This is a genomic window from Pseudomonas fluorescens, assembly GCF_001902145.1.
GTDB lineage: Bacteria > Pseudomonadota > Gammaproteobacteria > Pseudomonadales > Pseudomonadaceae > Aquipseudomonas > Aquipseudomonas fluorescens_BV.
In genome coordinates, this window is sequence record NZ_MRST01000022.1 from 321,925 (window position 1) to 341,473 (window position 19,549).

Here is a 19,549-nt window from a genome sequence, read left to right on the forward strand (position 1 = left end):
GGGGCTTTCTCAAAACATCAAAGCTCACTCAAAAGAGAGATTACTCGATGATTTTAGCTACAACGCCAGCACCAACGGTACGGCCGCCTTCGCGGATTGCGAAGCGCAGACCGTCTTCCATAGCGATGGTTTTGATCAGGGTGACAACCATTTTGATGTTGTCGCCTGGCATTACCATTTCTACGCCTTCCGGCAGTTCGCAGTTACCAGTCACGTCAGTAGTACGGAAGTAGAACTGTGGACGGTAGCCTTTGAAGAACGGAGTGTGACGACCGCCTTCTTCTTTGCTCAGCACGTACACTTCAGCTTCGAACTTGGTGTGCGGCTTAACCGAACCTGGCTTGACCAGAACCTGGCCACGCTCAACGTCGTCACGCTTGGTACCACGCAGCAGAACGCCGCAGTTCTCGCCAGCACGACCTTCGTCGAGCAGTTTACGGAACATTTCAACACCGGTGCAGGTGGTGACGGTAGTGTCACGCAGACCAACGATTTCCAGTGGATCTTGAACCTTGACGATACCGCGCTCGATACGACCAGTTACAACAGTACCGCGACCGGAGATCGAGAATACGTCTTCGATTGGCATCAGGAACGGCTTGTCGATAACACGGACTGGATCTGGGATGTAGCTGTCCAGAGTCTCAACCAGTTTACGAACGGACGTGGTGCCCATTTCGTTATCGTCTTTGCCTTCCAGAGCCATACGAGCAGAACCGATGATGATCGGAGTGTCGTCGCCTGGGAAGTCGTAAGTGCTCAGCAGATCGCGCACTTCCATCTCAACCAGTTCCAGCAGCTCAGCGTCGTCTACCAGGTCGGCCTTGTTCAGGTAAACCACGATGTACGGAACGCCAACCTGACGGGACAGCAGGATGTGCTCACGGGTTTGTGGCATCGGACCATCAGCGGCCGAGCAAACCAGGATTGCGCCGTCCATCTGGGCAGCACCGGTGATCATGTTCTTCACATAGTCAGCGTGACCTGGGCAGTCAACGTGAGCGTAGTGACGGATCAGCGAGTTGTATTCAACGTGCGCGGTGTTGATGGTGATACCACGAGCTTTCTCTTCTGGCGCGCTGTCGATTTTATCGAAATCAACGATTGCGGAACCGAATACTTCGGAGCAAACGCGAGTCAGAGCAGCAGTCAGAGTGGTTTTACCATGGTCAACGTGACCGATGGTGCCAACGTTGACGTGCGGTAGGGAACGATCAAATTTTTCTTTAGCCACGACAATTAACTCCTTGCCTAAAGGACTGAATCAGCCTTGTTTTTTGGATACAGTTTCAGCGATGTGCGCCGGAGCTGTGTTGTATTTTTTGAATTCCATAGAGTAGCTTGCGCGACCCTGAGACATGGAGCGAACGTCGGTCGCATAACCGAACATCTCACCCAACGGAACCTCGGCGCGAATCACTTTGCCGGAAACCGTGTCTTCCATACCCAAGATCATGCCGCGACGACGGTTAAGGTCGCCCATGACATCACCCATATAGTCTTCAGGTGTAACAACTTCTACCGCCATGATTGGCTCAAGCAACTCACCACCGCCCTTCTGGGCCAGTTGCTTGGTTGCCATGGAGGCAGCCACCTTAAACGCCATCTCGTTGGAGTCGACGTCGTGGTAAGAACCGTCAAAAACGGTTGCTTTCAGGCCGATCAGCGGATAGCCGGCAACAACACCGTTCTTCATCTGCTCTTCGATACCCTTCTGGATAGCAGGGATGTATTCCTTAGGAACAACACCACCCACTACTTCGTTCACGAATTGCAGACCTTCCTGACCTTCGTCAGCAGGAGCAAAACGGATCCAGCAGTGACCGAACTGACCACGACCGCCGGACTGACGAACGAACTTGCCTTCGATTTCACAGTTCTTCGTGATGCGCTCACGATAGGAAACCTGAGGCTTACCGATGTTGGCTTCGACGTTGAACTCACGGCGCATCCGGTCAACCAGGATGTCCAGGTGAAGCTCGCCCATGCCGGAGATGATCGTTTGACCAGTCTCTTCATCAGTCTTGACGCGGAAAGATGGATCTTCCTGAGCAAGCTTGCCCAGAGCGATACCCATTTTTTCCTGGTCATCCTTGGTCTTAGGCTCTACGGCAACCGAAATAACCGGCTCCGGGAAGTCCATGCGAACCAGGATGATTGGCTTGTCAGCGTTGCACAAGGTTTCACCGGTGGTGACGTCCTTCATGCCGATCAAGGCCGCGATGTCACCAGCGCGCACTTCCTTGATCTCTTCGCGGGCGTTTGCGTGCATCTGCACCATACGACCCACGCGCTCTTTCTTGCCTTTAACCGAGTTGATCACGCCGTCACCGGAGTTCAACACGCCCGAGTAAACGCGGACGAAGGTCAAGGTACCCACGAATGGGTCTGTGGCAATTTTAAATGCCAGAGCGGAGAACGGTTCTGCGTCGTCTGCATGACGCTCCAGCTCGATAGTCTCGTCATCCGGGTCGGTACCCTTGATGGCAGGAATATCAACCGGTGCCGGCAGGTAGTCGATCACAGCATCGAGAACCAGGGGAACGCCCTTGTTCTTGAACGAGGAACCGCAAACAGCCAAGACGATTTCGCCAGCGATAGTACGCTGACGCAGAGCGGCCTTGATTTCCACGTTGGTGAGTTCTTCACCTTCGAGGTACTTGTTCATCAGCTCTTCGTTGGCTTCGGCTGCAGCCTCGACCATATTGTTGCGCCACTCGTCAGCCAGCTCCTGCAGTTCAGCAGGGATTGGCTTACGAACAGGAACCATACCTTTGTCAGCATCGTTCCAGTAAACAGCTTCCATGGTCAGCAGATCGATCTGGCCTTGAAAGTTGTCTTCGGAACCGATAGCCAACTGGATTGGCACCGGAGTGTGACCCAGGCGCTGCTTGATCTGACCGATCACGCGCAGGAAGTTCGCACCAGCACGGTCCATCTTGTTTACGTAAACAAGACGTGGAACGCCGTATTTGTTGGCTTGACGCCATACGGTTTCCGACTGAGGCTCAACACCCGAGGTACCGCAGAACACAACGACAGCGCCGTCGAGTACACGCAGGGAACGTTCAACTTCAATAGTGAAGTCTACGTGGCCTGGGGTATCGATTACGTTAAAGCGGTGCTCGTCTTTGTACTGCTTCTCGGAACCTTTCCAGAAGGCGGTAATAGCAGCAGAAGTAATGGTAATACCACGCTCCTGCTCCTGAACCATCCAGTCTGTGGTCGCGGCGCCATCATGCACCTCGCCCATTTTGTGACTTTTGCCAGTGTAAAAAAGGACGCGCTCGGTGGTGGTGGTTTTACCAGCATCCACGTGAGCAACGATACCAATGTTACGGTAGCGATTAATCGGTGTAGTACGAGCCATAAAGCCCTCGCAAAATGAGTGACGCTGGATTTAGAAGCGGTAGTGCGAGAAAGCTTTGTTAGCTTCAGCCATACGGTGCACGTCTTCACGCTTCTTAACAGCAGCACCTTTACCTTCAGCAGCGTCCAACAGTTCGCCGGCCAAACGCAGGGCCATAGACTTCTCGCCGCGCTTACGGGCGAAGTCTACCAACCAGCGCATTGCCAGAGCGTTACGACGGGACGGGCGAACTTCAACCGGAACCTGGTAAGTAGCACCGCCTACACGGCGCGACTTCACTTCGACCAGCGGAGCGATGGCGTCGAGAGCTTTCTCGAAGATTTCCAGGGGGTCGCTGTTCTTGCGTTCTTTAACCTTTTCCAGCGCGCCATAAACGATACGCTCGGCAACGGCTTTCTTGCCGCTTTCCATTACGTGGTTCATGAACTTGGCCAGAATTTGGCTTCCGTATTTTGGATCGTCAAGCACTTCGCGCTTGGCTGCTACGCGTCTTCTTGGCATGGATAAGCCCTCAAACGGTCTTCAGGTTCGCTCGGAATCGGTGCCCTTTCGGGACGCCTCCGACCTTACTCTTATCGACTCAGAAAATAAGATGATTCAGGTTTACAAAAAGCCGCTACTACTTAGGCTTCTTGGTACCGTACTTCGAACGACCCTGGTTACGACCTTTAACGCCGGAAGTATCCAAGGAGCCGCGTACGGTGTGATAACGAACACCTGGCAAGTCTTTTACACGACCGCCGCGGATCAGTACCACGCTGTGCTCTTGCAGGTTGTGGCCTTCACCGCCGATGTACGAGGAAACCTCGAAACCGTTGGTCAGACGCACACGGCATACTTTACGCAGTGCCGAGTTAGGTTTTTTCGGCGTGGTGGTATACACACGGGTGCATACGCCACGACGTTGCGGGCAGTTCTGCAGCGCAGGTACGTCGGATTTCTCGACGATACGCTTACGCGGCTGACGTACCAGCTGGTTGATAGTTGCCATCTACTAGCTCCACTGTTGTCTTGCGACGCTATTGTCTTGCAAGAAAAGCAAAATGGCAGGAACGAATTCCCGCCAAATTTAGGGGTACAAGAGTCTAAAGAGGATCTTGCCCCCAGTCAAGGCAAGGCCCCGACCTCCCCTCGCGTCGAACCGGGGCAAAAATGCCTCGATCCGACGAATGGGAGTGTCAGGGCCCAGACTCATCTATCGCAGAACTCAGTTACCGCTTGAGTTCAGCGCTTCGGTCAGTGCAGCTTCCACTTCACTGGCGCTTACGCGCAGCGGCTTGTCAGCATCACGGCGACGCTTACGCTCGCTGTGGTAAGCCAAACCGGTACCCGCCGGGATCAGACGACCCACGACCACGTTTTCTTTCAGGCCGCGCAGGTAATCGCGCTTGCCGGTTACCGCTGCTTCGGTCAGTACGCGAGTGGTCTCCTGGAAGGAGGCCGCCGAGATGAACGACTCAGTGGACAACGACGCCTTGGTGATACCCAGCAGCACGCGAGTGAACTTGGAGACAAATTTCTCTTCGTTCGCCAGGCGCTCGTTTTCTACCAGTACGTGAGTCAGTTCCATCTGGTCGCCCTTGATGAAACTGGAATCGCCGGATTCAGCGATTTCAACTTTACGCAGCATCTGACGCAGGATGGTCTCGATGTGCTTGTCGTTGATCTTCACGCCTTGCAGACGGTAAACGTCCTGGATCTCGTTAACGATGTACTTGGCCAGCGCACTCACACCCAGCAGGCGCAGGATGTCGTGTGGATCGCTCGGGCCATCGGAGATAACTTCGCCGCGGTTTACCTGTTCGCCTTCGAACACGTTCAGGTGACGCCACTTTGGAATCAGCTCTTCATACGGATCGCTACCGTCGTTCGGAGTAATGACCAGGCGGCGCTTGCCCTTGGTCTCTTTACCGAACGCGATGGTGCCGCTGACTTCAGCCAGAATCGACGCTTCTTTCGGACGACGAGCTTCGAACAAGTCGGCAACACGCGGCAGACCACCGGTGATGTCACGGGTCTTCGAAGTTTCTTGCGGGATACGCGCGATAACATCACCGATCGCGATCTTCGCACCATCCGCTACACCGACCAGGGCGTTGGCTGGCAGGAAGTACTGAGCGATTACGTCAGTACCTGGCAGCAACAGATCCTTGCCGTTGTCATCGACCATCTTCACGGCAGGACGGATGTCTTTACCGGCAGCTGGACGATCTTTGGCGTCGAGTACTTCAATGTTGGTCATACCGGTCAATTCGTCAGTCTGACGCTTGATCGTGATGCCCTCTTCCATGCCCACGTAGGTCACGGTACCTTTCATTTCGGTAACGATTGGGTGAGTGTGCGGGTCCCACTTGGCCACGATTGCGCCGGCGTCGACCTTGTCACCTTCTTTAACCGAAATCACAGCACCGTACGGCAGCTTGTAACGCTCACGCTCACGACCGTAGTCATCAGCGATGGCCAGCTCACCGGAACGGGACACAGCAACCAGGTGGCCATCCACTCGCTCAACGTGCTTGAGGTTGTGCAGACGGACAGTACCGCCATTCTTCACCTGAACGCTGTCGGCTGCGGAGGTCCGGCTTGCCGCACCACCGATGTGGAACGTACGCATGGTCAGCTGGGTACCCGGCTCACCGATGGACTGGGCAGCGATAACGCCGACCGCTTCACCGATGTTCACCTGGTGACCACGAGCCAAGTCACGGCCATAGCACTTGGCGCAGATACCGTAGCGGGTTTCGCAGCTGATCGGCGAGCGAACGATCACTTCGTCGATGCTGTTGAGTTCGATGAACTCGACCCACTTCTCGTCAACCAGGGTACCGGCAGGAACGATAACTTCCTCGGTACCTGGCTTGAATACGTCACGAGCAATAACACGACCCAATACGCGCTCACCCAGTGGCTCTACAACGTCACCGCCTTCAATGTGCGGAGTCATCAGCAGGCCGTGCTCGGTGCCGCAATCAATCTCGGTTACAACCAGATCTTGTGCAACGTCTACCAGACGACGAGTCAGGTAACCGGAGTTAGCGGTTTTCAACGCGGTATCCGCAAGACCCTTACGAGCACCGTGAGTGGAGATGAAGTACTGGAGTACGCTCAAACCTTCACGGAAGTTCGCAGTGATCGGCGTTTCGATGATGGATCCGTCCGGCTTGGCCATCAGGCCACGCATACCGGCGAGCTGACGGATCTGCGCAGCAGAACCCCGTGCGCCCGAGTCGGCCATCATGTACATCGAGTTGAAGGATTCCTGGTCAACTTCGTCGCCGTGACGGTCGATGACTTTCTCTTTCGAGAGGTTGGCCATCATCGCCTTGGAAACTTCGTCGTTCGCCTTGGACCAAAGGTCGATCACCTTGTTGTACTTCTCGCCCTGGGTTACCAGGCCGGAGGCGTACTGGCTCTCGATCTCTTTCACTTCGTCAGTAGCAGCACTGATGATGCGAGCTTTTTCATCCGGGATAACGAAGTCGTTAACGCCGATGGAAACGCCGGAGATAGTCGAGTAAGCGAAACCTGTGTACATCAACTGGTCAGCGAAGATAACGGTCTCTTTCAAACCAACCACGCGGTAGCACTGGTTGATCAGCTTGGAGATCGCCTTTTTCTTCATCGGCAGGTTGACGACGTCGTACGACAGACCTTTTGGCACAACCTGGTACAACAACGCACGGCCGACAGTGGTGTCCACGATACGGGTGTTGCTCACGCTGCCGCCGTCACGGTCGTTGACGGTTTCGTTGATCCGCACTTTGACCTTGGCGTGCAGTGCGGCTTCGCCAGCACGGAACACACGGTCAACTTCTTGCAGGTCAGCGAACACACGACCTTCGCCCTTGGCGTTGATCGCTTCACGGGTCATGTAGTACAGACCCAATACAACGTCCTGCGACGGAACGATGATTGGCTCACCGTTGGCTGGCGACAGGATGTTGTTGGTCGACATCATCAACGCACGCGCTTCCAACTGGGCTTCCAGTGTCAGCGGTACGTGCACGGCCATTTGGTCGCCGTCGAAGTCGGCGTTGTACGCAGCACAGACCAGAGGGTGCAGCTGGATAGCCTTACCTTCGATCAGTACAGGTTCAAACGCCTGGATACCCAGACGGTGAAGGGTCGGTGCACGGTTGAGGAGAACCGGGTGTTCGCGAATCACTTCAGCGAGAACGTCCCAGACCTCTGGCAGTTCGCGCTCGACCATTTTCTTGGCCGCTTTGATGGTGGTCGCGAGACCACGCATTTCCAGCTTGCCGAAGATGAACGGCTTGAACAACTCGAGCGCCATCTTCTTAGGCAGACCGCACTGGTGCAGACGCAGGGTCGGGCCTACGGTAATTACCGAACGACCGGAGTAGTCAACACGCTTACCGAGCAAGTTCTGACGGAAACGACCTTGCTTACCCTTGATCATGTCAGCCAAGGATTTCAGAGGACGCTTGTTCGAACCGGTGATAGCGCGGCCACGACGACCGTTGTCGAGCAGGGCATCGACCGCTTCCTGCAACATACGCTTTTCGTTGCGCACGATGATGTCCGGAGCGGACAGATCAAGCAGGCGCTTCAAGCGGTTGTTACGGTTGATCACGCGGCGGTACAGGTCGTTGAGGTCGGACGTCGCGAAACGACCACCGTCCAACGGTACCAGCGGACGCAGGTCTGGCGGCAGAACCGGCAGAACGGTCAGCACCATCCACTCTGGCAAGTTGCCGGAACCCTGGAAGGCTTCCATCAACTTCAGACGCTTGGACAGTTTCTTGATCTTGGTTTCGGAGTTGGTTTGCGGAATCTCTTCGCGCAGGCGACCAATCTCGTGCTCCAGGTCGATAGCGTGCAGCAGCTCGCGGACAGCTTCGGCACCCATGCGGGCATCGAAATCGTCGCCGAACTCTTCCAGCGCTTCGAAGTACTGCTCGTCGTTCAGCAGCTGACCTTTTTCAAGGGTGGTCATGCCTGGGTCGATCACGACATAGCTCTCGAAGTAGAGAACACGTTCGATATCACGCAGGGTCATGTCCATCAGCAAGCCGATACGGGACGGCAGCGATTTCAGGAACCAGATGTGGGCAACCGGCGAAGCCAGTTCGATGTGCGCCATGCGCTCACGACGAACCTTGGCCAGTGCGACTTCAACGCCACACTTCTCGCAGATCACACCACGGTGCTTCAAGCGCTTGTACTTACCGCACAGGCACTCGTAATCCTTTACCGGGCCAAAGATCTTGGCGCAGAACAGGCCGTCACGCTCAGGTTTGAACGTACGGTAGTTGATGGTTTCCGGCTTTTTAACTTCACCGAACGACCACGAACGGATCATCTCAGGCGATGCCAACCCAATACGGATGGCGTCGAACTCTTCGACTTGACCCTGGTTTTTCAGCAAATTCAGTAGGTCTTTCAAGGCCTTTCCTCCTGGCGGAGCAGAGAGCGGGCTAAACAGCCCCGCTCTCGATTCGCGTCACGTGTTATTCGGTTTCCAGATCGATATCGATGCCGAGGGAACGAATTTCTTTGATCAACACGTTGAAGGACTCGGGCATGCCCGGCTCCATACGGTGATCACCGTCCACGATGTTTTTGTACATCTTGGTACGACCGTTCACATCGTCCGACTTCACTGTGAGCATTTCTTGCAGAGTGTATGCAGCACCGTATGCTTCCAGTGCCCAGACCTCCATCTCCCCGAAACGCTGACCACCGAACTGAGCCTTACCACCCAGCGGCTGCTGGGTAACCAGGCTGTACGAACCGGTAGAACGAGCGTGCATCTTGTCGTCTACCAAGTGGTTCAGCTTCAGCATGTACATGTAGCCAACAGTAACCGGGCGCTCGAACTTGTTGCCGGTACGGCCGTCGAACAGCTGCATCTGGCCGCTTTCTGGCAGGTCTGCCAGTTTCAGCATGGCCTTGATTTCGCTTTCCTTGGCACCGTCGAACACCGGGGTAGCCATTGGAACGCCGCCGCGCAGGTTCTTCGCCAGATCCAGGATTTCCTGGTCGGAGAAGGTGTCCAGCTCTTCGTTGCGACCGCCGATCTCGTTGTAGATCTCGTGCAGGAACTTACGCAGGTCTGCGACCTTGCGCTGCTCTTCGATCATGCGGTTGATCTTCTCGCCCAGACCTTTGGCCGCGAGGCCCAGGTGGGTTTCAAGGATCTGACCAACGTTCATACGCGAAGGTACGCCCAACGGGTTGAGGACGACGTCGACCGGGGTGCCATTGGCATCGTGCGGCATGTCTTCAACCGGCATGATTACGGAGACCACACCTTTGTTACCGTGACGACCGGCCATCTTGTCGCCCGGCTGGATGCGGCGACGGATTGCCAGGTAAACCTTGACGATTTTCAGCACGCCTGGAGCCAGGTCATCGCCCTGCTGCAGTTTGCGCTTCTTGTCTTCGAACTTGTCGTCCAGCAGACGGCGGCGATCAACAATATAGGCCTGGGCCTTCTCGAGCTGCTCGTTCAGAGCATCTTCAGCCATGCGCAGTTTGAACCACTGGCCGTGCTCAAGACCGTCGAGGATTTCGTCGGTGATGTCCTGACCTTTCTTCAGGCCTGCGCCGCCTTCAGCCTTGTGGCCTACCAGAGCGGAACGCAGACGTTCGAAGGTCGCGCCCTCAACGATACGGAACTCTTCGTTCAGGTCCTTGCGGATCTCGTCGAGTTGGGTCTTCTCGATGGACAGTGCACGAGCATCACGCTCAACGCCGTCACGGGTGAAGACCTGTACGTCGATGACCGTACCCTTGGTACCGGTAGGTACACGCAGGGATGTGTCTTTAACGTCGCTGGCTTTTTCACCGAAGATGGCACGCAGCAGCTTCTCTTCCGGCGTCAGTTGGGTCTCGCCTTTTGGAGTGACCTTACCGACCAGAATGTCGCCAGCGCCAACTTCAGCACCTACATAAACGATACCGGCTTCGTCCAGCTTGTTCAGTGCAGCTTCACCCACGTTCGGGATGTCTGCAGTGATTTCCTCAGGCCCAAGCTTGGTATCACGCGCCACACAGGTCAGTTCCTGGATGTGGATCGTGGTGAAGCGGTCTTCTTGAACCACACGCTCGGACAGGCAGATGGAGTCTTCGAAGTTGAAGCCGTTCCATGCCATGAACGCGATGCGCATGTTCTGACCCAGAGCCAGTTCACCCATGTCGGTGGACGGGCCGTCGGCCATGATGTCGCTACGCTGAACGCGATCACCCTTGCTCACCAGCGGACGCTGGTTGATACAGGTGTTCTGGTTCGAGCGGGTGTATTTGGTCAGGTTGTAGATGTCGACACCGGCTTCGCCAGTTTCTACTTCGTCATCGGCAACACGAACCACGATACGGCTGGCATCAACGGAGTCGATCACGCCGCCACGACGAGCCACGACGCAAACGCCGGAGTCACGTGCTACGTTGCGCTCCATGCCGGTACCTACCAGCGGCTTGTCAGCACGCAGGGTCGGTACAGCTTGACGCTGCATGTTGGAACCCATCAACGCACGGTTGGCGTCATCGTGTTCCAGGAACGGGATCAGCGACGCTGCAACCGAAACTACCTGCTTCGGAGAAACGTCCATCAAGGTGACGTCTTCCGGCGCCTTGACGGTGAACTCGTTCAAGTGACGAACAGCTACCAGCTCGTCGACCAGGACTTTCTTGTCGTTCATCGTGGCCGAAGCCTGAGCGATCACGTGATCAGCTTCTTCGATGGCGGACAGGAATACGATCTCGTCGGTGACCAAGGCGTCTTTCACCACGCGGTATGGGCTTTCGAGGAAGCCATACTGGTTGGTGCGCGCATAGGCAGCCAGGGAGTTGATCAGACCGATGTTCGGACCTTCCGGCGTTTCGATCGGGCAAACACGACCGTAGTGCGTCGGGTGTACGTCACGGACTTCAAAGCCAGCACGCTCACGGGTCAGACCGCCCGGGCCCAGTGCAGAAACACGGCGCTTGTGGGTGATCTCGGAGAGCGGGTTGTTCTGGTCCATGAACTGCGAAAGCTGGCTGGAACCGAAGAACTCTTTCACCGCCGCAGCCACTGGCTTGGCGTTGATCAGGTCTTGCGGCATCAGGCCTTCGCTTTCAGCCATCGACAGACGCTCTTTGACCGCACGTTCAACACGTACCAGGCCAACGCGGAACTGGTTCTCGGCCATTTCGCCTACGCAGCGAACACGACGGTTACCCAGGTGGTCGATGTCATCGACGATGCCTTTGCCGTTACGGATGTCGACCAGAGTCTTCAATACCGCGACGATGTCTTCCTTGCACAGCACGCCCGAACCTTCGATCTCGGTACGACCGATACGACGGTTGAACTTCATCCGGCCGACCGCAGACAAGTCGTAGCGCTCGGGGCTGAAGAACAGGTTGTTGAACAGGGTTTCGGCAGCATCTTTGGTTGGTGGCTCACCAGGACGCATCATGCGATAGATCTCGACCAGCGCTTCCAATTGGTTGCTGGTGGAGTCGATCTTCAGTGTGTCGGAGATGAACGGACCGCAGTCGATATCGTTGGTGTACAGGGTCTCGATGCGAACAACCTGGGCCTTGGCGATCTTGGCCAGGATCTCGGTGTTCAGTTCGGTGTTGCACTCAGCCAGGATTTCGCCTGTGGCCGGATGAACGATGACCTTGGCGGTAGTGCGACCCAGGACGTAGTCCAGTGGCACTTCCAGCTCTTTGATACCGGCTTTTTCGATCTGGTTGATGTGGCGCGCAGTGATACGACGGCCAGCCTCAACGATGACCTTGCCTTTTTCGTCCTGGATGTCCAGGACAGCAATTTCACCACGCAGACGCGAAGCGATCAGCTCCAGCTTGAGGGTTTCATCCTTCAGGCTGAATACGTTGGTGGTGTAGAAAGCGTCCAGCACCTGCTCAGTGGTGTAACCAAGCGCACGCAGCAATACCGAGGCCGGCAGCTTGCGACGACGGTCGATACGCACGAACACGCAGTCTTTCGGGTCGAACTCGAAGTCCAACCACGAACCGCGGTACGGAATGATCCGCGCGGAGTACAGGAGTTTGCCGGAGCTGTGCGTCTTGCCGCGGTCGTGGTCGAAGAACACGCCCGGGGAACGGTGCAGCTGGGAAACGATTACACGCTCGGTACCGTTGATTACGAAGGTACCGTTCTCAGTCATCAATGGGATTTCGCCCATGTAGACTTCTTGCTCTTTGATGTCCTTGATCGCTTTGTTCGACGATTCTTTGTCGAAAATGATCAAACGGACTTTTACCCGCAAAGGTACGGCGTACGTAACGCCACGCAACACGCATTCTTTGACATCAAATGCCGGTTCGCCCAGGCGATAACCGACGTACTCCAGCGCAGCATTGCCGGAGTAGCTGATGATCGGGAAAACGGATTTGAAGGCCGCATGCAGGCCCACGTCGCGGAACTGATCTTTGGTCGCTCCCGCCTGCAAGAATTCACGATACGAATCCAGCTGGATAGCCAGAAGGTACGGGACATCCATGACGTCCGGCAACTTGCTAAAGTCCTTGCGGATACGTTTTTTCTCAGTATATGAGTAAGCCATCAGCGTTCCCCAGCTTGGTCACCTGCTTGTTTGGCCCCTCCGACGGGAGCAGCCAGAAAATCTTGCAAACCCCATGGTTTGCACCACCGCTTCGGGTGGCTACAGCGCGTTAATGGCGGCGACCGAGTCGACAGCCAAGAACGGAAAAAGGCCGGTGGCAAGAGCCACCAGCCATCAGCCTTCAGCTTAACGCTTGGGCTGGAGACGCAAGGTCGATGCTTACTTCAGCTCGACTTTAGCGCCTGCTTCTTCCAGAGTAGCTTTGGCTTTGTCAGCGGCGTCTTTCGACACAGCTTCCAGAACCTGGGCAGGAGCGCCGTCAACTACAGCCTTGGCTTCTTTCAGGCCCAGACCGGTCAGTTCACGTACTGCCTTGATCACGTTTACTTTCTTCTCGCCAGCTTCCAGCAGCATGACGTTGAATTCGGTTTGCTCTTCAGCAGCGACAGCAGCAACAGCTGGGCCAGCGGAAGCAGCGGCAGCGGAAACGCCGAATTTTTCTTCGAAAGCTTTGATCAGCTCAACAACCTGCAGAACCGACATTTCAGCTACGGCGTTGAGGATATCGTCTTGGGAGATAGACATTGCTGTATTTCCTGAATTGGGGGACGGCCTACGCGGCCATCGAAATAAACAAAAATACGCGAGAGAATTTGCTCAGCCTTAGGCTGCGGCAGCTTCTTTTTGCTCGCGAACTGCAGCCAGAGTACGAGCCAGCTTGCTGGTAGCGCCTTGAATCACGCTCATCAGCTGCGAAATAGCTTCGTTACGGGTCGGCAGTGTTGCCAGTACGTCGATTTGGTTAGCTGCGAGGAACTTGCCCTCGAACGCAGCTGCCTTGATCTCGAACTTATCCTGACTCTTGGCGAATTCCTTGAACAAACGGGCAGCAGCGCCTGGATGATCTTTAGAGAACGCGATCAGAGTCGGGCCGGTGAACACATCGTTGAGAACACTGTATTCAGTGTCAGCAACGGCGCGCTTGAGCAGGGTGTTACGTACAACACGTACGTATACGCCAGCTTCACGAGCCTCTTTACGGAGTCCGGTCATAGCGCCTACTGTCACACCACGGGCATCAGCCACGACAGCGGACAGAGCAGCTTTGGCAGCCTCGTTGACTTCAGCGACGATGGCCTTCTTGTCTTCGAGATTAATTGCCACGGGTTTAACTCCTGCTTGTTACCGTTTCATCTGGCCTAGGCCTGATGTCGTTTTGGTGTCTGATTCGGTAAGGAACCGGGAGCACCATCTGCGTAGGCTTGTTGGTTTAAGACTTGCGTCGCCTACGGTCTTGGATAGCCCCCGCCAGGCAGGGACCCCAATCTTTCAATTGGCGCAATTGCACGCGCCAATTTATGTCTTATACGTCCAGCGAGCCTTGGTCGATGACCAGACCTGGGCCCATAGTGGTGCTCAGGGTAACGCGCTTGACGTAGATACCTTTCGAGGAAGCAGGCTTGATACGCTTCAGATCGGCGATCAGGGCTTCAACGTTTTCCTTCAGCTTGACGGCATCGAAGCCGACTTTGCCAACGGAGGTGTGAATGATGCCGTTTTTGTCGGTGCGATAACGAACCTGACCAGCTTTGGCGTTTTTAACCGCGGTAGCTACGTCTGGAGTTACGGTGCCGACTTTAGGGTTAGGCATCAGGCCACGTGGACCGAGGATCTGACCCAACTGACCTACAACGCGCATTGCATCCGGGGAAGCAATTACGACGTCATAGTTCAGGTCGCCGCCTTTCATTTCGGCAGCCAGGTCGTCCATGCCAACGCGATCAGCACCAGCGGCCAGAGCAGCTTCAGCAGCTGGGCCTTGGGTGAAGACGGCAACACGTACAGTCTTGCCAGTACCGTGTGGCAGCACAGTAGCGCTACGAACGACCTGGTCGGATTTACGTGGGTCAACGCCCAGGTTCACAGCAACGTCAACAGACTCGCTGAACTTGACAGTCGACAGCTCGGTCAGCAGGGCAGCAGCGTCTACGAAGTTGTAGGACTTGCCCGCTTCGATTTTGCCGGCGATAGCCTTTTGGCGCTTAGTCAGCTTAGCCATTACACACCCTCCACGTTAAGGCCCATGCTACGAGCAGAACCGGCGATGGTACGCACGGCTGCATCCATATCAGCTGCAGTCAGATCCGCGTTTTTGGTTTTCGCGATTTCTTCCAGCTGAGCACGGGTTACGGTGCCAACCTTAACGGTGTTAGGACGAGCGGAACCGCTGGTCAGACCGGCAGCTTTCTTCAGCAAAACCGAAGCCGGGGTCGACTTGGTTTCGAAGGTGAAGCTACGGTCGCTGTATACAGTGATGATCACTGGAGTCGGCAGACCTGGCTCAAGACCCTGAGTACGGGCGTTGAAGGCCTTGCAGAATTCCATGATGTTCACGCCGTGCTGACCCAGAGCTGGACCGACGGGTGGGCTAGGGTTGGCCTGAGCGGCCTTCACTTGCAGCTTGATGTAAGCGGTAATCTTCTTGGCCATGAGGCACTCCAATTACGGGTTCAAACGCCTCGAAAGGCTCCCCGGTTACTTGCGCGTTTATCCCAGTGACGACAAAACCCCACAGCCTAGGCTGCGGGGTTGGGATGCTTGTCCTGCTAGACCTTTTCGACCTGGCTGAACTCCAACTCTACCGGGGTAGAGCGACCGAAAATGAGCACCGCCACTTGGATCCGGCTCTTTTCGTAGTTAACTTCTTCGACCGTACCGTTGAAATCAGCGAACGGACCGTCTGTAACGCGAACAACCTCACCCGGCTCGAACAATGTCTTCGGCTTGGGCTTGTCGCTACCGTCAGCAACACGACGCAGAATTGCTTCCGCCTCCTTGTCGGTGATCGGAGCAGGCTTATCGGCAGTACCGCCAATGAAGCCCATGACGCGAGGGGTATCCTTGACCAAGTGCCAAGTACCTTCGTTCATGTCCATCTGTACCAGCACGTAGCCAGGGAAGAACTTGCGTTCGCTTTTGCGCTTCTGCCCATTCCGCATTTCAACCACTTCTTCAGTGGGAACCAGAATTTCGCCGAAGCCATCTTCCATGCCTGCCAGCTTTACGCGCTCCAGCAAAGAGCGCATAACATGCTTCTCGTAACCCGAGTAAGCATGCACAACGTACCAACGCTTAGCCACGGGACACCCTTAGCCAACAATCAAGGAAACAAGCCAGCCGAGCAGGGAGTCAAGCCCCCACAACAGCAACGCCATAACCAGAACAACAGCCACGACAATCAATGTGGTCTGAGTGGTTTCTTGGCGAGTCGGCCAAACGACTTTACGAATTTCGGTGCGAGCTTCCTTAACCAGTACCGCGAAGGACTTGCCTTTGGCAGTTTGCAGACCTACAAAGGCAGCTACAGCAGCAAGGGCAAGCAAAGCGAGTACACGGTACAGGATCGGCGAAGCAGAATAGTACTGATTGCCAACAACGCCTACGACCACCAAGGCGACTACAGCGAGCCACTTTACCAGATCGAAACGAGAGCTTTGAGCTTCAGCCTTAGGAGTCATCTATGAAGATCCTGTGAAAAGAAAGCCAGACACACCACGTGAATCTGGCAGGTCAGGAGGGAATCGAACCCCCAACCTACGGTTTTGGAGACCGTCGCTCTGCCAATTGAGCTACTGACCTAAAACAAATCAGGCCGACCATTATGCAGGCCTGAAAAAGACTTTACAACAACCAACCCCACAAGACCTGAAACACTGAACAACATTCAAGCCGAGGCAGCTGTTAAAACAAAGGCAGATATTTTCATATCTGCCTTGTCATATGGAGCTCTTGAGCGGATTTGAACCGCTGACCTCACCCTTACCAAGGGTGTGCTCTACCAACTGAGCTACAAGAGCGAAACACCTTGCACAACCTGCAAACTTGGAGCGGGTAGCGGGAATCGAACCCGCATCATCAGCTTGGAAGGCTGAGGTTCTACCACTAAACTATACCCGCGGAGCTTGCAGCTCACGCTAAAAATGGTGGAGGGGGAAGGATTCGAACCTTCGAAGTCGTAGACGTCAGATTTACAGTCTGATCCCTTTGGCCGCTCGGGAACCCCTCCTAAGCGAGGCGGCATTTTACATCACGCCGACCTTCTGTCAAGCATTTTCTCATTTAAATTATGAGGTTAGCTGCATTGACGGTAGCTTTGCACTGTAGCCCCTAAAGGTCTTCACTGCGAAGCGGGCGCCATTCTATGCAAACTATTCGAGAGTTGCAATGCCTTCGCACAGCATTATTTTATGTTTTAACTCATTGAATTCATTAGCAAGGCTTTCAAAAGGCAGATCGTCAGCCAGGCGACGGCTCTCGGGGGCCACACGCAACCAATAACCCGAAGCGTTCGGCGCACTCAGCAACTGGACCGTGACCTTTATATCCAGGCTCGTGAGCCTCTGCTCGAGAGAGGAGGCTTGGCGTCGATCCGAGAACCCACCGATGTACAAGCAGGTATTCTGCGCCTCCGCCGACCTCGCTCGATCACGCCGAGCCACCGCATCTGCCGACTCACTCAAGAGGCGAATATCTTGCTGTGCTCCCCGATGGAGATTCAAGGGCGTGACATCCTTGGCCCGCAATGGCGCCTCTTGCTGATGCCAGACGTAATAAAAAACATTGAGGACCAGTAAAAGTAAAAACAGCCAGCGCATAATCACCTCAAGACAAAGGACACGCCATCGCCAACCCAACAAACACCAGGTCCGGGACGAGCCGGGCCTGAGGCGCAGCTTCCCTGACCAGGTCAGCATCCCCTCCAGTCAGGAAGACTGTGAAATCATCCCCCCAATAGCCTCGCGCCAACTCGAGCTGAGTCAGCACGAAACCTCTAAGCATGAGCGTACAACCACGCTCGACGGCCTCTACGGTCGTCCGACCAGGAGAGAGACGCTCCAGGGCCCGCTCAGCGGCCGCGTCGTCATAGCGTATCTTGCGGGTATGGGTTCGCAGTTGATTACGCATAAGCGGCATACCTGGGCAAATAAAACCACCCAGGTGCCCGCCGTCCGGGCCGACAAAGTCTGCGGTCGCCGCCGTACCGAAATCGAGCACCAAGCATGCACCTGACGCCAACTTGAAAGCGCCTAGCATCGCAAGCCATCGATCCATCCCAAGGCGCTGGAAGTCTTCGTAGCCGTTGTGCACTCCGCTCATTTCTCGCGCAGAGGTAGCACAGGAAACAGCGACGCCAAATGCCTCAACCAGCGCAGCTATCAGCTTATCGGTCTCCTCAAGCGCGCGAACACTCACCAACCGACAACGCGTGAGCAATAGACCAGGCAGAGCCACCAAGCTGTCGATCAGTGCGAGATCCGAACCTGCGATGCCTTCTGCACGCACGCGCGCCTCACCCGACTCAAGGACGCGCCACTTGATAAAGCTATTTCCACAGTCGAGCTCAAGAATCATTACGCAACCTCAGGCTTAACTCACCACCGCTATATATTCTCTCAACGCCACCGACATCCAAACGCAAGGCGCCCTGACGATCTACGCCCAGCACAACCCCATCAATCTGATTGACGCCCGCGATAAGCGACACGGACTTCCCTTGCCACGCGTGATGCTGCTCCCATTCTTCTTGCAACCCGGCAAAGCCCGCAGCCCTGTGTCGGCCCAGGTAGGCTTGTAGCTGCAAACCCAGTCGCGCCACTAAATGATTACGATCAACAGGAGAGCCCGTCTCGAGCTGCATTGAGGTCCATTGCTGATCAACCTCTACAGCCTTCTGCATATTCACATTGATACCTATCCCTAGCACAACGTGACAGATATCTGCAGGGTCTCCCACCAACTCAAGCAAGATGCCTGAGATTTTCTTGTGCCCAACCAGGACGTCATTTGGCCACTTCAAAGCTGCGCCCTGCACACCCGATTCACGCAAAGCCTGCAGGACTGCCAATCCCACCACTAGGCTCAGCCCTTCCAGTTGCCGCAGACCGCCCTCAATACGCAATACGAGGCTGTAGTAAACGTTTTGCGCAAACGGGCTAACCCATTTGCGGCCCCGCCGCCCCCTACCAGCCGTCTGCTGCTCCGCTAGCACAACAAAAGGTGCCGCACCGCCCGCATCGACAAGACGTAAGGCCTCAGCATTAGTAGAGTCAATGGAGTCGAAAATATGAACAGGCCAAGCCAAGGAAGCCGCCCCCTGAAAAATTTCCTGCGCATTCAAAAACACCAATGGCGCAGCCAATCTATACCCGCGGCCCCGAACCTTATGAATGGGGAGATTCAATTCTGCCTCAAGATGCTGAAACTGCTTCCACACGGCACTGCGACTGATGCCGAGGGCGGCGCCAAGCGCTTCTCCAGAATGAAACCGACCATCTTTCAGAAGTTTCAACAACGTCAGCATGCACATATCGCCTCAGAATGAGGCACGCATGATAGCCATGCGCAGGGTCATTGCATAGAAAGGCTGGATATCAGTCATGATCGACGCTCTACTAGATTTTCGAGCGCCCAAAACAAAACCCCAACTGCTTTCGCAATTGGGGTTTCGGAATTTAATCTTGACGATGACCTACTCTCACATGGGGAAACCCCACACTACCATCGGCGATGCATCGTTTCACTGCTGAGTTCGGGATGGGATCAGGTGGTTCCAATGCTCTATGGTCGTCAAGAA

Annotated in this window: 15 protein-coding genes, 4 tRNA genes and 1 rRNA gene; all 20 read right to left on the reverse strand. The window is 55.3% G+C overall.

The features are described 5' to 3' along the window. Nucleotides 1–40: 40 nt before the first annotated feature. Entirely contained in the window at nt 41–1,234 is a 1,194-nt protein-coding gene (gene tuf / locus BUE92_RS11655) for an elongation factor Tu (protein WP_003176426.1), read from the reverse strand. A gap of 30 nt (nt 1,235–1,264) precedes the next feature. Beyond that, nucleotides 1,265–3,370 (reverse strand): elongation factor G, encoded by a 2,106-nt coding sequence (gene fusA / locus BUE92_RS11660; protein WP_073523781.1) that lies wholly within the window; start codon nt 3,368–3,370, stop codon nt 1,265–1,267. 30 nt (nt 3,371–3,400) lie between these two features. Next, nucleotides 3,401–3,871: a 30S ribosomal protein S7 gene (gene rpsG / locus BUE92_RS11665; RefSeq protein WP_002555493.1), complete on the reverse strand. Its 471-nt coding sequence runs from the start codon at nt 3,869–3,871 to the stop codon at nt 3,401–3,403. A 118-nt stretch (nt 3,872–3,989) separates the two neighbouring features. Continuing rightward, entirely contained in the window at nt 3,990–4,361 is a 372-nt protein-coding gene (rpsL, locus tag BUE92_RS11670) for a 30S ribosomal protein S12 (RefSeq protein WP_002555494.1), read from the reverse strand. A 216-nt stretch (nt 4,362–4,577) separates the two neighbouring features. After that, entirely contained in the window at nt 4,578–8,777 is a 4,200-nt protein-coding gene (gene rpoC, locus BUE92_RS11675) for a DNA-directed RNA polymerase subunit beta' (RefSeq protein ID WP_005791982.1), read from the reverse strand. A 64-nt stretch (nt 8,778–8,841) separates the two neighbouring features. Then, nucleotides 8,842–12,915 (reverse strand): DNA-directed RNA polymerase subunit beta, encoded by a 4,074-nt coding sequence (gene rpoB / locus BUE92_RS11680; protein WP_010206926.1) that lies wholly within the window; start codon nt 12,913–12,915, stop codon nt 8,842–8,844. A gap of 219 nt (nt 12,916–13,134) precedes the next feature. Further along, nucleotides 13,135–13,500 carry a 50S ribosomal protein L7/L12 gene (gene rplL / locus BUE92_RS11685; protein WP_003176432.1) on the reverse strand — a complete coding sequence of 122 codons (366 nt, stop codon included), beginning with the start codon at nt 13,498–13,500 and terminating at the stop codon, nt 13,135–13,137. A 78-nt stretch (nt 13,501–13,578) separates the two neighbouring features. After that, nucleotides 13,579–14,079: a 50S ribosomal protein L10 gene (rplJ, locus tag BUE92_RS11690; RefSeq protein ID WP_003176433.1), complete on the reverse strand. Its 501-nt coding sequence runs from the start codon at nt 14,077–14,079 to the stop codon at nt 13,579–13,581. Nucleotides 14,080–14,278: 199 nt separating this feature from the next. Next, nucleotides 14,279–14,974, reverse strand: coding sequence for a 50S ribosomal protein L1 (gene rplA / locus BUE92_RS11695; RefSeq protein WP_003176434.1), 696 nt, complete (start codon nt 14,972–14,974; stop codon nt 14,279–14,281). Then, nucleotides 14,974–15,405 carry a 50S ribosomal protein L11 gene (gene rplK / locus BUE92_RS11700; protein ID WP_003176435.1) on the reverse strand — a complete coding sequence of 144 codons (432 nt, stop codon included), beginning with the start codon at nt 15,403–15,405 and terminating at the stop codon, nt 14,974–14,976. The genes rplA and rplK overlap by 1 nt, the downstream gene beginning before the upstream one ends. 116 nt (nt 15,406–15,521) lie before the next feature. Further along, nucleotides 15,522–16,055 carry a transcription termination/antitermination protein NusG gene (gene nusG, locus BUE92_RS11705; protein WP_003176436.1) on the reverse strand — a complete coding sequence of 178 codons (534 nt, stop codon included), beginning with the start codon at nt 16,053–16,055 and terminating at the stop codon, nt 15,522–15,524. Nucleotides 16,056–16,064: 9 nt separating this feature from the next. Continuing rightward, on the reverse strand, nt 16,065–16,433 hold the full coding sequence (gene secE / locus BUE92_RS11710; RefSeq protein ID WP_003194658.1) for a preprotein translocase subunit SecE: 369 nt from the start codon (nt 16,431–16,433) through the stop codon (nt 16,065–16,067). A 45-nt stretch (nt 16,434–16,478) separates the two neighbouring features. Then, nucleotides 16,479–16,554 (reverse strand) — tRNA-Trp (locus tag BUE92_RS11715). A 142-nt stretch (nt 16,555–16,696) separates the two neighbouring features. Continuing rightward, nucleotides 16,697–16,772: transfer RNA gene (locus BUE92_RS11720), tRNA-Thr, on the reverse strand. A 26-nt stretch (nt 16,773–16,798) separates the two neighbouring features. After that, nucleotides 16,799–16,872 (reverse strand) — tRNA-Gly (locus tag BUE92_RS11725). A gap of 24 nt (nt 16,873–16,896) precedes the next feature. Further along, a tRNA-Tyr gene (locus BUE92_RS11730) sits at nt 16,897–16,981 on the reverse strand. Nucleotides 16,982–17,123: 142 nt separating this feature from the next. Further along, nucleotides 17,124–17,570 carry a hypothetical protein gene (locus tag BUE92_RS11735; RefSeq protein ID WP_073523784.1) on the reverse strand — a complete coding sequence of 149 codons (447 nt, stop codon included), beginning with the start codon at nt 17,568–17,570 and terminating at the stop codon, nt 17,124–17,126. Between the two features lie 7 nt (nt 17,571–17,577). Then, nucleotides 17,578–18,327, reverse strand: a complete 750-nt coding sequence (locus BUE92_RS11740) for a pantothenate kinase (RefSeq protein ID WP_073523786.1) — start codon at nt 18,325–18,327, stop codon at nt 17,578–17,580. Beyond that, a complete protein-coding gene (gene birA / locus BUE92_RS11745) occupies nt 18,317–19,276 on the reverse strand; it encodes a bifunctional biotin--[acetyl-CoA-carboxylase] ligase/biotin operon repressor BirA (RefSeq protein WP_073523789.1) in 960 nt (319 codons plus the stop codon). Before birA ends, BUE92_RS11740 begins: the two co-directional genes overlap by 11 nt. Before the next feature lie 155 nt (nt 19,277–19,431). Further along, nucleotides 19,432–19,547, reverse strand: a 5S ribosomal RNA gene (gene rrf / locus BUE92_RS11750). Between the last annotated feature and the right edge of the window lie 2 nt (nt 19,548–19,549).

What these genes read in the sequence shown, in the direction of transcription:
- rpsG (WP_002555493.1), bottom strand. Translation starts at nt 3,871, where the DNA reads ATGCCAAGAAGACGCGTAGCAGCCAAGCGCGAAGTGCTTGACGATCCA.
- rpoB (WP_010206926.1), bottom strand. Translation starts at nt 12,915, where the DNA reads ATGGCTTACTCATATACTGAGAAAAAACGTATCCGCAAGGACTTTAGC.
- rplK (WP_003176435.1), bottom strand. Translation starts at nt 15,405, where the DNA reads ATGGCCAAGAAGATTACCGCTTACATCAAGCTGCAAGTGAAGGCCGCT.
- rplL (WP_003176432.1), bottom strand. Translation starts at nt 13,500, where the DNA reads ATGTCTATCTCCCAAGACGATATCCTCAACGCCGTAGCTGAAATGTCG.
- BUE92_RS11740 (WP_073523786.1), bottom strand. Translation starts at nt 18,327, where the DNA reads ATGATTCTTGAGCTCGACTGTGGAAATAGCTTTATCAAGTGGCGCGTC.
- birA (WP_073523789.1), bottom strand. Translation starts at nt 19,276, where the DNA reads ATGCTGACGTTGTTGAAACTTCTGAAAGATGGTCGGTTTCATTCTGGA.
- rplA (WP_003176434.1), bottom strand. Translation starts at nt 14,974, where the DNA reads ATGGCTAAGCTGACTAAGCGCCAAAAGGCTATCGCCGGCAAAATCGAA.
- fusA (WP_073523781.1), bottom strand. Translation starts at nt 3,370, where the DNA reads ATGGCTCGTACTACACCGATTAATCGCTACCGTAACATTGGTATCGTT.
- rpsL (WP_002555494.1), bottom strand. Translation starts at nt 4,361, where the DNA reads ATGGCAACTATCAACCAGCTGGTACGTCAGCCGCGTAAGCGTATCGTC.
- BUE92_RS11735 (WP_073523784.1), bottom strand. Translation starts at nt 17,570, where the DNA reads ATGCGCTGGCTGTTTTTACTTTTACTGGTCCTCAATGTTTTTTATTAC.
- secE (WP_003194658.1), bottom strand. Translation starts at nt 16,433, where the DNA reads ATGACTCCTAAGGCTGAAGCTCAAAGCTCTCGTTTCGATCTGGTAAAG.